Annotated in this window: 12 protein-coding genes and 1 tRNA gene; 10 read left to right on the top strand and 3 right to left on the bottom strand. The window is 64.5% G+C overall.

Annotation, left to right across the window (positions count from 1 at the left end; all coding sequences use genetic code 11):
* A partial coding sequence (locus tag OBACDRAFT_RS05840; RefSeq protein ID WP_232766715.1) for a HupE/UreJ family protein occupies nt 1–749 on the top strand: 749 nt, incomplete at its 5' end.
* A 25-nt stretch (nt 750–774) separates the two neighbouring features.
* Here the strand turns inward: OBACDRAFT_RS05840 and OBACDRAFT_RS05835 are convergent.
* A complete protein-coding gene (locus OBACDRAFT_RS05835) occupies nt 775–1,845 on the bottom strand; it encodes a 1-phosphofructokinase family hexose kinase (RefSeq protein ID WP_043583666.1) in 1,071 nt (356 codons plus the stop codon).
* A gap of 152 nt (nt 1,846–1,997) precedes the next feature.
* A complete protein-coding gene (locus tag OBACDRAFT_RS05830) occupies nt 1,998–2,228 on the bottom strand; it encodes a hypothetical protein (protein WP_043583664.1) in 231 nt (76 codons plus the stop codon).
* Nucleotides 2,229–2,504: 276 nt separating this feature from the next.
* Here OBACDRAFT_RS05830 and OBACDRAFT_RS05825 point away from each other — a divergent pair.
* The 3 genes from OBACDRAFT_RS05825 to OBACDRAFT_RS05815 all read left to right on the top strand — a co-directional run bounded on the left by OBACDRAFT_RS05825 (nt 2,505) and on the right by OBACDRAFT_RS05815 (nt 3,320).
* Nucleotides 2,505–2,592: transfer RNA gene (locus OBACDRAFT_RS05825), tRNA-Leu, on the top strand.
* Between the two features lie 160 nt (nt 2,593–2,752).
* Nucleotides 2,753–2,962 (top strand): antitoxin VapB family protein, encoded by a 210-nt coding sequence (locus OBACDRAFT_RS05820; RefSeq protein WP_043583662.1) that lies wholly within the window; start codon nt 2,753–2,755, stop codon nt 2,960–2,962.
* Entirely contained in the window at nt 2,949–3,320 is a 372-nt protein-coding gene (locus OBACDRAFT_RS05815; protein WP_043583661.1) for a type II toxin-antitoxin system VapC family toxin, read from the top strand. The genes OBACDRAFT_RS05820 and OBACDRAFT_RS05815 overlap by 14 nt, the downstream gene beginning before the upstream one ends.
* A 43-nt stretch (nt 3,321–3,363) precedes the next feature.
* On the opposite strand, the gene OBACDRAFT_RS05810 is transcribed toward OBACDRAFT_RS05815, so the two are convergent.
* Complete coding sequence (locus tag OBACDRAFT_RS05810) at nt 3,364–4,560, bottom strand: substrate-binding domain-containing protein (protein WP_043583659.1); 1,197 nt, start codon at nt 4,558–4,560, stop codon at nt 3,364–3,366.
* Between the two features lie 88 nt (nt 4,561–4,648).
* On the opposite strand from OBACDRAFT_RS05810, the gene OBACDRAFT_RS05805 reads away from it, so the two are divergent.
* The 6 genes from OBACDRAFT_RS05805 (at nt 4,649) to OBACDRAFT_RS05775 (ending at nt 13,381) form a co-directional block, all read left to right on the top strand.
* Nucleotides 4,649–6,121, top strand: coding sequence for an ADP-ribosylglycohydrolase family protein (locus OBACDRAFT_RS05805; RefSeq protein ID WP_043583672.1), 1,473 nt, complete (start codon nt 4,649–4,651; stop codon nt 6,119–6,121).
* A gap of 319 nt (nt 6,122–6,440) precedes the next feature.
* Nucleotides 6,441–6,629 carry a hypothetical protein gene (locus tag OBACDRAFT_RS27940; protein ID WP_157836928.1) on the top strand — a complete coding sequence of 63 codons (189 nt, stop codon included), beginning with the start codon at nt 6,441–6,443 and terminating at the stop codon, nt 6,627–6,629.
* A gap of 774 nt (nt 6,630–7,403) precedes the next feature.
* On the top strand, nt 7,404–8,069 hold the full coding sequence (locus OBACDRAFT_RS30580) for a hypothetical protein (RefSeq protein WP_043583653.1): 666 nt from the start codon (nt 7,404–7,406) through the stop codon (nt 8,067–8,069).
* Nucleotides 8,070–8,193: 124 nt separating this feature from the next.
* Complete coding sequence (locus tag OBACDRAFT_RS05785; RefSeq protein ID WP_232766713.1) at nt 8,194–10,170, top strand: FG-GAP repeat protein; 1,977 nt, start codon at nt 8,194–8,196, stop codon at nt 10,168–10,170.
* 561 nt (nt 10,171–10,731) lie between these two features.
* Nucleotides 10,732–12,087, top strand: coding sequence for a DUF2851 family protein (locus tag OBACDRAFT_RS05780; RefSeq protein ID WP_081721837.1), 1,356 nt, complete (start codon nt 10,732–10,734; stop codon nt 12,085–12,087).
* Between the two features lie 118 nt (nt 12,088–12,205).
* Nucleotides 12,206–13,381 carry a sulfite reductase subunit alpha gene (locus tag OBACDRAFT_RS05775; protein ID WP_043583649.1) on the top strand — a complete coding sequence of 392 codons (1,176 nt, stop codon included), beginning with the start codon at nt 12,206–12,208 and terminating at the stop codon, nt 13,379–13,381.
* Nucleotides 13,382–13,525 lie beyond the last annotated feature (144 nt).

Below are 13,525 nucleotides of genomic sequence, written 5' to 3'. Positions count from 1 at the left end.
GGCCCGCAATTTGCTTTTCCTGCGGTTCGATTATGCAAAAAAACGACGTTGTTTCTCCCGTTGCCTCCGCCCCGATCGCTTCTCCCAACTCCCCTCCCGTTTCTCCCGCCTCTGTTTCTGTCTCCGCGTTGGCTCCCGGCTTTGCGCCGGTCCTCGTCGCGCTGGCACTGTGCCTGTTTTTCCTGCCGAGCCTCGCCCTGGCGCATCCGGGGCATGAGGGCGGACATGAGCTTGCTTGGGATTTCGGCGGCGGTTTTTCGCATCCGTTTACGGGCTGGGATCATCTGCTCGCCATGACGGCGGTGGGGCTTTGGGCGGCAATGCTGGGGGGGCGCGCACGCTGGCTCGTGCCGTCGGCGTTTGTCGGGTTGATGGTGATGGGGGCGGGCATGGCAATTGGCGGCTGGGTGATCCCCGGCATGGAACAGGGGATCGCGGCCTCGTTGTGTATTCTTGGTTTGCTGATCGCGTTTGCGGTGCGGCTGCCGGTGGTCGAGGGCATGGGCGTGGCGGGGATTTTCGCGGTGTTTCATGGCATGGCCCACGGCGCGGAAATGCCGGCCACGGCAGGAGCGTTTTCCTACGCGCTGGGATTTGCCTCCGCCACGGTGATCTTGCATGGGCTCGGCCTGGCGTTCGGGGTCGGATTTGCCCGGCAAGGGCAAACAACGGGCAAAGTGCGCGTTGCCATTGCCCGCATCGCTGGCGGCCTCGTGGCGGCGGGCGGGGCGCTGGCGTTCGCGCTCTGATCGCGCTTTGATCGGGTGACTGAAGTCAACCGACCGCGACCGGGCGTATCGTTACATGCGGGAGGTGGCGCGCGATGCCATCTCGGAAGGCAGCGGCGCTGTCCGGTCGCGCGAGGGCCGACACCGAGAACGCCGTGGCGAGACGCGCAATGTCGTCGAGCGCGGGGATTTCTTCGCTGGCGAGCATCGCATGGACGATGCCGGCCACCATGGCATCGCCTGCGCCCACGGTGCTTTGAACGGCGATGGCGGGCGGGCGGGCGTGGAGGGCTTCGCGGGCCGTGACGAAACACGCGCCGGCGGCCCCCATCGAGACGACAACCAACTCCATCGCATGGCGGGCAATCAAGGCGCGGGCGGCGGCAACGACGGCATTCGCATCTGTATCGGAAATCGCATGACCGAGCAGCGCGGACAATTCGACGACGTTGGGCTTGATGAACGTCGGGGAGGCGGGCAACGCCAGCGCGAGCGCCTCGCCGCTGGTGTCGAGCGCCACGCGGGCGCCGCGGGCGCGGAGGGCGCGGGTCCAGTCGGCGTAAATCGAGGCGGGCACGCCGGGCGGAAGGGGCGGGAGGCTCCCGGCGAGCACGTAAAAGGGCGCGCGCGCGGCAACCGGAGTGGCGGCGGAGTCTGCGGTGGGGCCGGAGTCTGGGGTGGTTGCGGCTGCGCTCGTTGTTGACGTTTGCAAAAGCAAGTCCGTCAGTGCGGCGAGATCGGCAGGGGAGGGGGCAAGTCCGGGAAAATTGAGATCGGTTGTGGAGGCGTTGACCGGGTCCACGATTTTGATGCCGAGCCGGGTGGAACCGGGAAGGGGAAGGAAAAGATTATGGATGCCGGTGTTTTGGAAAAAAGCGTCGAACGCCGTGCGATTGTCCGCGCCGAGAAACCCCGTGGCCGCGACGCGAAGCCCGCCGCCGCTGACACCTCTGTCGCCGCCGGATGCGCGGGCGAGGGCGGCTGCGACATTGACGCCCTTGCCGCCCGGCTGGTCGTGTGCGGAGGAGGCGCGGTTGACCTCGCCTGCGGTGAAGCCGGGCACGATGGCGGTGCGGTCGATGGCGGGATTGAGCGTTACGGTGATGACGTCGTGCATGGAAGGCGGGCGGCGAAGCGGATCGAAGAGATGACGGATCGAAGATCGAAAGTGAGATCGGAGCCCGTGATGGGGAGGACGAAGAAAGACCGGGACAAATAAAAAACCGCCCGGAAGCGCGAAGCTCCCGGGCGGTGTTGATTTCTATTGGATTAAGCACTCGCACGGGACCGTGTGGTCAGGCGTTTGAGTGTGGATGTCACGCCGCCGAACGTCCGCGTGAAGCGGTTGCCGGAGGATGACATCGCAGGTTCCCGAAAGGCTTCCGAGTCTTCCCCCGCTCCCTCAAAGCTGCTGGCCTCAACGGAGAAGGGCTGGATGGCGACAAGGCCAACATTGTACATCGGATGCGCGATCGTGATCGTGCGTTTTTGTTTGTTCATGGTCAGATGGAGACGCCGGGCGACTTGCTCGCCGGAGACTCCCGGCTGACCACGCGCAAAACTGGCAAAGAACAGTCGCAGACCCTTTGCGAACCACCTGTCGCTGTCAATTACACGTTCTTCTTAACAATCCCGGGTGCAACTCAACGTAATGCCATCGACTGAAGAGGCGAAGTGGCGTTTTTTGGAGTGCTGAGTCGCGCCTTTTTTGCTGAGAGTGCGGATTTGCGATTTACAAGGGGTCGGGCGTTTTTACGGTGCTGGGCTCCCCTCTGTGCCCAGATGGCGGAATTGGCAGACGCAACGGACTCAAAATCCGTCGCCCTTTAAAGGCGTGTGGGTTCGACCCCCACTCTGGGCACCACTTAATCCGCTGCAAATTATCCCGCTGCACGTCTCCGATTCATGGCCAGAGGTTGCGTTTGAAGCGGCCCTTGTGGGCTCCTTTTGGCTGGAGGTCTAAGAGGGCTTGGTGATCACGCCAACGGTTTGACCACGAGGCATGATCTGTGCATGGTCTGTGCATGGCTACGAAAACAATCTCCATCGAAGTCGATGCCTACGACATGCTGAAAAAGGAAAAGCGCGCGCCTGGCGAATCGTTCTCGCAGGTAGTGCGTCGCTTGGTGACGGATCGGCCCGCCCTGACTGCGGAGGAATTGGAAGAGGCGATGAAGCCTTTCCTTGGCAAGGGAGCGGGCAAGAAGCGTCGCCATCACCATGCTGCTGCTTGATACGAGCTTTTTGATCGAATACGAATCAGAGATCGCGGCCAGCGTGATCGGACCGGCACGCGGTTATCTTCGCGCCCGCCCGCTGGAGCTTCCGGCCGTCAGCATCATTACGCTGGGCGAATTCGCGGAGGGGTTTGACGAGCCGGTGGACGTGGAAGCGTTCCTGTCGCGTTTTCGGGTTGTTTCCCTGTCGCGGAGTATCGCCTACAAGGCGGCGGCGATGCAATCGGTGCTCCCGCAACGGCTGGGAGAAAACGATGCTTGGATCGCGGCGACGGCCCTCGTTTACGATGCCGACTTGATCGGGCGGGAAAAGGCTTTCGCCCGTGTCCCGCGGTTGCGCTACAGGACGTTTTGAGGAAGTCAGCCCCTCGCCTGGCTCCCCCCCCCCCCCCCTCAAGTTACCCGCTTCGGCGCACGACCAACTCGCCCCGCACACAACGTTCGCTCGGACACCGGGCGGCGACGGACATCCCGGCCTCCGCCACCTGTCGCAACAGCGTGAACGCCTCCGCCCCGATGCGCTCAAACGGCACGCGGTAACACGTCAGCGCCGGCCTCGTCGCAGGCAGGGAACGCAGGCCGTCGATCCCGATCACACGCAGACGCCCCGGCACGGGCCAGCCCAACTGGCGCGCCACACGCAGGCAACCGTGCGCCAGAAAATCGTCCCCGCACACCACGGCCTCCAGATCAGGATGCGCCTCCAAATACTCGCGCGCCAGCACCTCGGGCTCCGAAATCGGATCGTCAAACTTGGGGCGCATCCGCACGTCCAGTCGCACGCGTTGCGCCGGGCCGGCCTCCGTCACTCCCGCCCCCGCCTCCTCCATCGCCTGCCGGTAGCCCAGATAACGGTCGCGCACCATGGGCACCCAGCCGTAGTTGGCCAGAAAACCGATCCGGCGCACGCCTTGCGCGAGCAGGTGCCGCGTGGCCTCGCGTCCCGCGTGTATCCCGTCGGCCATGACAACCGGCCGCCCCACGCCGGGCAGGTTGACCTCCGCCAGCACCACGGGCAACGGACAGGTCAGAATCGTCTGCATGTAATAAAGATGATCCTCCGCGCTCGCGATCACCGGATACACGACAATGCCCCGCACCTCCCCCCCCCCCCCCCCCCCGNGTNCGCCTTCGCCGAGCCGGGCGATCATCTCGGCCTCGCGTCCGAAATCCACGCCTGTGGTCAGCATCCGCGTTTGTTGTCCCGCCGCGTCCGCCGCGCCTTGAAAGCCCGCCACCACCCGCGCGATGCCTTCGTGGCGCAGATTGGGATAAATGAACGCCCACGTCTGCGCACCGCTCCCACCGCCGTCCGCCGTTCTTGCTCCGCTGCTTCGCCCGGCCCGTCCGCCCGCGCCCGGTTGCGCGATGGGTTTGGGCGGCACCACGCGCGTGCCCGCCCGCGTGCGGCGTTCCACCCAGCCCTCCTTCGCCAAACGACTGACGGCGCGGTTGACTGTTCCGCGGCTGCAACGGAACTCCGAAGCCAGGTCGATCTCCGCGGGGATGACTTCACCCGTCCTCCAAAACCCCGTGCGAATCCGCCGCACCAACGTCGCGTAAACAAACTCCACCTTCTGCTGTGCCTGGGACATGCGGGGCTGTTTTGTCCTCGCGCTGGACAAATACGAGCCTCATTCACGCTTTCGCAAGGCGGGCCTCCCCTCGCTAGACTGCACGCCTATGACCACCACACCCACCACGTCTGACATCCAATCCCGCATTCTCGGTTGCTGGCTCGGCAAGTCCGTTGGCGGCACCCTTGGCCTGCCCGCCGAGGGCCGCATGGACCGCCTCTCGTTCACCTTTTACGATCCCGTGCCGACCATCGCGCCGCCCAACGACGACCTTGAACTGCAACTGGTGTGGCTCGACCTCGTGGAAAAACTCAAAGGCTCCTCCAACGTTGCCCTGACCCTGTCCGACTTTGCCCGCGCCTGGCTGGAAAACCTCCACTACATGTGGGACGAATACGGACGTTGCCGCTGGAATCTGCGTCGCGGCGTGCCCGTCAACGAAGTCGGCGTCTTTGAAAACCATTTTGTTTCCGGCATGGGTTCGCCCATCCGCTCCGAAATCTGGGCATGCCTTTTCCCCGGTGACGCCGCCAGCGCCGCCTACTACGCTTCGCTCGACGCCGCGCTTGACCACGGTGTCGAGGGCATTGCCGGCGAAGTCCTTTTCGCCGCCCTGCAAGCCCACGTCGCCGGAGGCAAGTCCGTCGCCGAGTCCATCGCGCTCGCCCGTCCCTTGATCCCCGCCGATTGCGAAACCACCCGCGCCGTCGCCCTCGTCATCGCCGACCACGCCGCCGGAGTCGAAGCCTGGGCCTCGCGGGAAAAACTCCTCGCCGCCCACGGCAACGACAACTTCACGCACGCCCCGCTCAACGTTGCCCTCACCATTTGGGCGTTGCTCCACGGCGGCGGCGATTTCGAAAAAAGCATCCTGCTCGCCGTCAACGGCGGTTACGACACCGACTGCACCGCCGCCACGGTTGGCGCCACCACCGGCCTCGCGCTCGGCGACAAAGCGATTCCGGCGCGCTGGGTGGCTCCGATTGGCGACGGCGTTTTTATCGGTCCCGGCATTCAGGGTATCAACGCTCCCACTACACTTGGAGAACTCACGCGCCGCACCGCCGCGCTCATTGGCAAGCTCGCCCCGCATCCCGCCGCGCTCGACTGGGCCGCGCTCACGCGTCCGCCCGCGACCGATGTGACGCGTCTGCCCGGCACGATCAAGATTCGCCCGCTCGGCGCTCCCGCCGATGGCTCGGCTGACATCGCCTGGGCCAACGGCGAACTCCCCGCCGCCGTCAAGGCGGCTGGCGGCGCGACTTGGGACTGGACTCCGGCGAGTGGCGAAAAGCGTTTGATCGTGAACCTTGCCCGCAAGGGCGCGCGTCTTTTCGTGGACGAGAAGTTGGTGGTGGATTGTCCGGCGGGCGTGCCTTACGTGCCCGCCGTGCATCGTCCAGACAAAGCCTCGCGCGGCGAACTCGCGCCGCAAGCGGGACGCGTTCACCGTGTGCGCGTGGAGCTCCTTTCGCGTGATTTGAAGCAGGACGCGTCGGTGATTCTCGCGTATCCCAACCGCCACATCGCGCCTTGGACGACCGCGGAGATTCCGCATCTCGCCCGCCTGCTGGCGTAGCGCAGGCGTCCCGCCTGCCATCTTGTCTATAGCGCGAAGCGCGGTGACTTTTATGGAGTGCGGCGCTTCGCGCAGCAGGCTGGATTGCAAGCGGGATCGGGAACAAGATTTCACGCCACGGCGCAACGAACGCAACGCCATCAGCCTGCTCTTGCCTCTGAGCGTGGCGACCGTCGCGCCGTGGCGTGAAACTCTTCTTTCCAGAGGGAAGGAGAGGGGGGGCGGACAAGAAATGCGCACTAATGGCCGGGAAATGCAATGCATCCGGGCTTCCCGTCGCCGGGGAAACCGGGCAACAAGGCAACCTTTTTGCGTCACCATGACCACTGCCAACCACCGCCACGCTGCGCCGCTCGTCGCTCCCGCCGCTCCCGCCCGCCGGGATGCGGGCGCGGCTTGCGCGAGGATTACGGCGTGGAACACGGCGGAAAAAATAACGCAAGTCGTTGTTTGTAGCATAGTTACCCCCCCCCCCCCCCCCCCCCGAAAAATTCATCTGGTAGCCTGAAAACCCGGTCCGGCCCCCCGGCGTGGCGACCGGGGACGCCCGTCCGCGCTGCGGCCTGTCCCGCTTCCGCTCCGGCCATCCCCGGCAACGCTCCGGCCATTCCCGCTTTCCCTGCGAACATCCCCGCTTTCGCTGCGGCCATCCCCGGAAGCCTTCCGGGGCTTCCCGGAGACTTTCCGGGGTTTCCCGGAGCCTTTGCGGACTTTCCCGGAGACTTTCAGAACATTCCCGGAAGCTTTCCGGGAAAGTCCGGAGACTTTGCGGGAGTTCCCGGAAGCTTTGCGGGGTTTCCCGGAGAGTTTCCGGGATTCCCCGGAGACATTCCGGGAAGGTCCGGGGCTCCGGACGGCTCTCCCGACCCCCCTCCGGCCCCCCCCGATTGGCCTGCGGACTTCCCCGGAAACGCTCGGAACATTCCCGATTTCTTTCCGGGAAAGTTCGGAAAGCTTCCGGGAAAGTTGTTTTCCACGCCCGCCGCGCCCCCGTTTCCGGTTCTTCGACGTTTTCAGTGGGGGAACAGGATTCCGCTATGGAGTGCGGCGATTCATCGCCGCTTTAGACGACGTGATTCATCACGTCGCCTCACCTTACCCTCTTGCTACCCTCTTCTACCGTCTGGCAAAGGACGCACCGGAAAGCAGGAGCTGGGAGGGCGGGCCGTTAAAACGACCCGTCAAAAGCGGCGATGAATCGCCGCACTCCATGTCGAACCATTGAAAATGTCGAAGAACCCCGTTTCCACCTGCAACACCTGAACTGACAACAAATAACGCTATGAAGCACGATTACATCCCCCCCTCCGACGCCGCCTTCAACGACTGGGTGCGCTTCCTGTACGCCTACGCCGCGGGCAACGCCGCCCGCCTCGGCGTCAAGCCCGCCGACCTGACGGCCCTCAGCCCCCTGGTCAACAACTGGGGCGACAGCTACGAAACCGCGCTCAACCCCGCCAGCCGCACGCCCGCCGCCGTTGCCGCCAAGAACGCCGCCCGCAAAGCCCTCGAAGCCGCCGCGCGCGACTTTGTGAAAGCCAACCTCTCGACCGGCAACAAGGCCGTGACCGATGCCGACCGCGAGAACATGGGCCTGACCATCCCCAAGACCACGCACACCCCCGCCCCGGTGCCCGTGACCTCGCCGCGCGTGCGCATCCTCATGCCGGAGATCCGCCGCCTGCTCCTCGAATTTTACGACGAGGCGCACCCCGGCGGCGGCAAGCCCTCCATGGTGCATGGGGCGGAGGTCATTTATTCGATCCTCGACGCGCCGCCCGTCTCGCTCGCGCAACTGATCCGCACGGCCTTCGACACGCGCAGCCCCCTGACGCTCGATTTCGACGAAAGCGAGCGCGGCAAGACGGTTTATTTCTGTCTGCGCTGGGAAAACACCCGCGGCGAAAAAGGCCCCTGGAGCCCCATCTACTCCGCCATCATCCCCTGATCAGTGAACAATGAACAATGAACAGTGAAACAGTGAACAGTAAACAACCAGCAATCCACACTGCTCATTGTTCATTGATCACTGTTCACTGACTTCCCCCCTTTTTCCACACACCATGAACATCATGAAAAAACCAATACAAACCCGCAGCGCCGTCCGCACGCTCCGGCTCGCCTTCCTCGCGTCCGGAGCGTCCGGCGCTCTCGCCTTCGCGTTCCTCGCTCTCGCCGCTCCCCACGCCCGCGCCTCCACGCTCACCGCCTCCGACGGCGCGGCGAATGACTACTTCGGCTATTCGGTGAGCGTGTCGGGCGGCGGCGCCCTGGCCGGGGCTTATGGGGATGACGACCTGGGGAACATGTCGGGATCGGTCTGGTATTTTAAGGGACTGGACGGAAAGAGCGGCACGGTGAACGAGGACGTGAAGCTCCTCGCCTCCGACGGCAAGATGAATGGCTACTTCGGCGAATCGGTGAGCCTGTCGGGCGACCGCGCCTTGGTCGGGGCTTGGGGGGATAGGAACTATTATGGAGCGGCCTATTATTACAAGGGTCTGGACGGTAAGAGCGGCACGGTGAACGAGTCCGTGAAGCTCCTCGCCTCCGACAACGCGTATAATGACTTATTCGGCAGATCGGTGAGCCTGTCGGGCGACCGCGCCCTGGTCGGGGCTTATTACGATGACGACAAGGGGGGCGATTCGGGATCGGTCTATTATTACAAGGGGCTGGACAACGCAACCGGCCCCACGGTGAACCAGGACGTGAAGCTCCTCGCCTCCGACGGCGCGGCGGCTGACTACTTCGGCTATGCGGTGAGCCTGTCGGGCGACAGCGCCCTGGTCGGGGCGAATCAGGATGACGACAAGGGGACCGATTCGGGAGCAGTCTATTATTACAAGGGGCTGGACGGTAAGAGCGGCACGGTGAACCAGGACGTGAAGCTCATCGCCTCCGACGGCGCGGCGAGTGACCAGTTCGGCAGGTCGGTGAGCCTGTCGGGCGACAGCGCCCTGGTCGGGGCTTATCAGGATGACGACAAGGGGACCGATTCGGGATCGGTCTATTATTACAAGGGGCTGGACGGGAAAACGGGACGCCCGTCGGGCTACACCGGAGTTGCCAGTGTCACCACCGCCACCTACCAGGACGTGAAGCTCCTCGCCTCCGACGGCGCGGCGAGTGACTACTTCGGCTATGCGGTGAGCCTGTCGGGCGACAGCGCCTTGGTCGGGGCTAGCGTTGGTGACGGCAACGTGGCCGATACGGGTGCGGCCTATTATTTCAAGGGGCTGGACGGAAAGAGCGGCACGGTGAACGAGTCCGTGAAGCTCCTCGCCTCCGACGGCGCGGCGACTGACCGGTTCGGCATTTCGGTGAGCATGGAGGAGGACCGCTTCGTGATCGGTGCGCGTTATGCCCAAGTGAATGGAGTCGCCACCGGCAAAGCCTATGCGGGCGACATCCGGGCGTTCACGACGCTGGATGCGGGCGGCACCGCGCTGGCGACCGACGGGCTGAGCTTCGTGTCGCAAGGCGACTGGATCATCGGCGCAACCACCAGCGGCAACGAGGTGACGCTGAGCCGCGTCTGGAACACGACGCTCGTCACCGACGCCTTCGTCTCCGACACCGCCAACGTCACCGCCACCGGCAAGGCTGTTTACATCGGCCAGAACGCCGGGGCGAACGACAACGTGCTGATCATCGAAGGCACGCTGGTGGCGAGGGAGGTGAACATCGGATTCGAGGATCAGACGACGGGCAACACGCTGCGGCTGACCACCGCCGCGCTCGCCACGCTGGATATTGACACGCTGTTTCTGGGCGCGGGCAACTTCATCGAAGTCGAAGGTTCGGGCCACGCGCTGGCCGACGTGCTGACGCTGCTCACCGGCACCGCGTTCTCGGCGTGGGACGGCGCTGGCTACACGCTGGTCGATACGGGCAACATCGACGCCCTGCTGACTTTCGTCGATCTCGGCAACGGCTACACGCAGTGGACGACGATCGCCACCTCTTCCGTGCCCGAGCCCGCGACGTATGCCGCGCTCGCCGGGCTGGCGCTGCTGGCCTACGTGATCGTGCGCCGGAGGCGCTGATATTGCGGAGGGCGGGTCTCCTGACCCGCCGACGGTGCGCAGCACCGCCCTTCCGTTTTTTCGGATGGGCGCGGCTGCGCCGCGTCTGGCGGGTCGGGAGACCCGCCCTCCATAGGTAACAAGGAGCGGCGGCATCCTGCCGCCGGTTCGTTGTAGGGGCTTCGCTTGCGAAGCCCGCGAATTTGTAAGTGTGCTCCGTCCGGCAGACACGGGCGTTTGGCAGAAAAAGCCCGCGTCATAGCGTAGCGCAGGCATCCTGCCTGCCATCTTGTCTATTGCGCGAAGCGCGGTGACTTTTATGGAGTGCGGCGCTTCGCGCAGCAGGCTGGATTGCAGGCGGGACGCCTGCGCTACATCGGAATGCGGGCGTCGCAAGCGACGCCCCTACAGCGGGCGAGACGCCCGCGCCACTTTTGTTGCCAATCCCAACCACAACACGGCGGCAGGATGCCGCCGCTCCCTGCGACTCTTGCGTAATCCCTGCGACTCTTGCGTAACTTCAGCAGATAACTTTGGAAATGCGTTGACCGTCCCGGCCAACGTTAGCGCACGATTGGGCGTATGAATCGCCCTCCTTCCCCCCCGCCCCCCTCCGTCGCTCTTTCCCCGACCGCTGCGCCGACGTCCAATCCTTGGGTCATGGCGGAAATGCTGGGGATCGACGGGCCGTTTACGTTCTCCGAAAGATTGCTGCAAAAGATCTGGATGCGCGGGGATTTTGACCGCGCCTCCATGCAGTCCGCCGACGGTCGCGCCGTGCAAGTCGTGCATCCGGGGCGTTGGAATTTGCTCGCAGGACCGGATTTTCGTGACGCCCGGCTCGTGATCGGCGGGAGCGAGGTGCAGGGGGATGTGGAATTGCACATCAACGCGGACGACTGGCGGCTGCATGGGCACGCCGACGATCCGGCTTACGATGGGGTGGTGTTGCACGCAGTGTTGTTTCCGCCCGGCGATGCATTCACGCGGGGCGCGGGCGGACGGCTGCTGCCGGTCGTGGCGTTGTTGCCTTTGCTGCGTCAGGATCTCGAGGCTTACGCGACGGAGGAGGCGTTGGAAACGTTGGTGGGGCGGTCGGTCACGGAACTGCGCACGTCTCTGGAAAACGCACCCGAACTGGCCGTGCCCGACAGCGTGCTCGCGCAGGCGGGCTTGAGGTGGCGGCAAAAGGTGCATTTCGCCCGGTGTCGCATCGAGCGGCTGGGGTGGGAGGCCGCCTGTCATCACGCCGCACTCGAAGTGCTCGGTTATCGGATGAACCGCGCGCCCATGTTGAGCGTGGCCGCAGAGTTTCCGCTTGCGCGATGGCAGTGGCGTCCGGGGGCGACCATGCCAACGCAGGAGCGCGTGGCGGACGAGGCTTGGGAATCGCAACGCGGGCGCTGGCGGCACCGGGGCGTGCGTCCGCCCAATTATCCGCGTCTGCGTCTGCGCCAGTACGCCCGCTGGATGTCGGCGGCACCCGACTGGCCGGCGCGTTTGCAGAACATGTTGCCAGATCTTATGCGTGCGGCGAGCGCCGCATCGCAAGTGATGTCGGCGGTGAATGCCGGCGGTTATGCGTCCGTGGGCGAGGCGAGGCGGCGCGTGCGGCTCAAGGAGGTGCGGGTGTTGCTTGCGCGCACGCTCGGGGCCGAGGCGCTCGGACCGGGGAGCACGCGGCTCGATACGTTTTTGTGCGATGCCGTTTTTCCTCTGGTCGCCGCCATGAACGGTGAGACGGCGGGCGATGATGGCAGCGCTCTGGAATGGCTCTGGCAGGCGTGGCTGCCGGGCGATCATCCGGAGGAGTTTGCCGAGTGCATCAAGGAACTGGGCCTGACGAATCGAGGGGCTCCCCTGTGCCACGGCATGATCCAGGGGATGCTCGGGTGGCTGTTGCAGCGCAGCCCGGTTTTCCGCACGGGGGACAAGTAATCGACGACTACTGGCGTTAGCACGAAACCGTCAGTCTTTCTAATTTGAGCGGAGCAAAGGCTTGTGCGTATGGACGAGGCGCGCATTTATTGCCATTTTTCGATCATTTATACCCGTTATGTCAGCACCCGCACCCGTATCCACCTACACCAAAGACAATCCGTTCCAGGCCCGGTTGGTCGAGAACCGGCTCCTCAACAAACCCGGCTCCGGCAAGGAGACACGCCATTTCGTGATTAGCCTCGCGGGCAGCGACCTGACCTACAAAGCCGGGGATTCCCTTGGCGTTTACCCCACCAATCGTCCGGAAGACGTGGACGGGATCATCCAGGCGCTGGGGGCGACTGGCGGCGAACTCGTGTCCCCCGCCATGCTCCGCCTGCCCGCGCCGCTGACCTTGCGCGAGGTGCTCGCCAGCCGCGTGTCGCTGGCCGGGCCGACGGCAAAAATCATCCAGACGCTCGCGTCCAAGGCCACCGAGCCGACCGAACAGGCAACGCTCGCGGGGCTGCTCGCCCCCGAATCCAAGGACGTGCTGACGGCTTTCCTCGCCGAGCGCGAATACATCGACTTGCTCATGGAGTTTCCCAGCGCGCGCCTGCGTCTCACGCCGCAGGAGTTCGTTGACCATTTGCGCAAGCTCATGCCGCGCCTCTACTCCATCGCGTCGTCTGCCAGGCCGCATCCGACGGACGTGCATTTGACGGTGGCGGTCGTGCGTTACGAGAGCAACCACCGCCCGCGTGTCGGCGTATGTTCAACGTTTCTCGCCGACCGCGCAAAATTGGGTGAAACGCCTGTGCCGGTGTTTGTATCCAATTCCCACTTCGGTCCGCCCCAAGACCCGTCCCGCGACGCGATCATGGTGGGGCCCGGCACGGGCATCGCGCCTTTCCGGGCTTTCGTGCAGGACCGCGTGGCGATTGGCGCGACGGGACGCAACTGGGTGTTTTTCGGCGACCAGCACGCCACCACGGATTTTCTCTACGAGGACGAGTGGACCCAGTATCTCGCCAAGGGCCAGCTCACCAAGCTGGACCTCGCCTGGTCGCGCGACCAGCTCACCAAGGTTTACGTGCAGGACAAGATGCGCGCCTCCGCCGCCGAATTGTGGGACTGGATCAAGAACGGCGGCCATTTTTACGTGTGCGGCGACGCCAGACGCATGGCCAAGGACGTGGACACGGCGTTGCACGACATCATCGCGGAACAGGGCGGCATGAGCATCGAGCAGGCCGGCGACTACGTGAAGCAGATGAAGAAGGACAAGCGTTACCAGCGCGACGTGTATTGAGGGAAAAATTACGAATCTGATGTTACGCAGGAGTCGCAGGGAGCGGCGGTCTCCAGGCCGCCGGACGACGCGAAGCGTCGCCTGTTCGGAAACCGCCGCACTCCCTGAGGCGAGGCGCGTTGCGCCTCGTCCGGCGGCCTGGAG

This window comes from Geminisphaera colitermitum TAV2, from assembly GCF_000171235.2.
In the GTDB taxonomy this organism is placed as follows: Bacteria; Verrucomicrobiota; Verrucomicrobiia; order Opitutales; family Opitutaceae; genus Geminisphaera; species Geminisphaera colitermitum.
This window is presented reverse-complemented; position numbering and strand designations above follow the sequence as displayed.

Coding starts and splice junctions, on each gene's coding strand:
- OBACDRAFT_RS05835 (WP_043583666.1), bottom strand. CDS start 1,845: ATGCACGACGTCATCACCGTAACGCTCAATCCCGCCATCGACCGCACC.
- OBACDRAFT_RS05830 (WP_043583664.1), bottom strand. CDS start 2,228: ATGAACAAACAAAAACGCACGATCACGATCGCGCATCCGATGTACAAT.
- OBACDRAFT_RS05820 (WP_043583662.1), top strand. CDS start 2,753: ATGGCTACGAAAACAATCTCCATCGAAGTCGATGCCTACGACATGCTG.
- OBACDRAFT_RS05815 (WP_043583661.1), top strand. CDS start 2,949: ATGCTGCTGCTTGATACGAGCTTTTTGATCGAATACGAATCAGAGATC.
- OBACDRAFT_RS05805 (WP_043583672.1), top strand. CDS start 4,649: ATGACCACCACACCCACCACGTCTGACATCCAATCCCGCATTCTCGGT.
- OBACDRAFT_RS27940 (WP_157836928.1), top strand. CDS start 6,441: ATGACCACTGCCAACCACCGCCACGCTGCGCCGCTCGTCGCTCCCGCC.
- OBACDRAFT_RS30580 (WP_043583653.1), top strand. CDS start 7,404: ATGAAGCACGATTACATCCCCCCCTCCGACGCCGCCTTCAACGACTGG.
- OBACDRAFT_RS05785 (WP_232766713.1), top strand. CDS start 8,194: ATGAAAAAACCAATACAAACCCGCAGCGCCGTCCGCACGCTCCGGCTC.
- OBACDRAFT_RS05780 (WP_081721837.1), top strand. CDS start 10,732: ATGAATCGCCCTCCTTCCCCCCCGCCCCCCTCCGTCGCTCTTTCCCCG.
- OBACDRAFT_RS05775 (WP_043583649.1), top strand. CDS start 12,206: ATGTCAGCACCCGCACCCGTATCCACCTACACCAAAGACAATCCGTTC.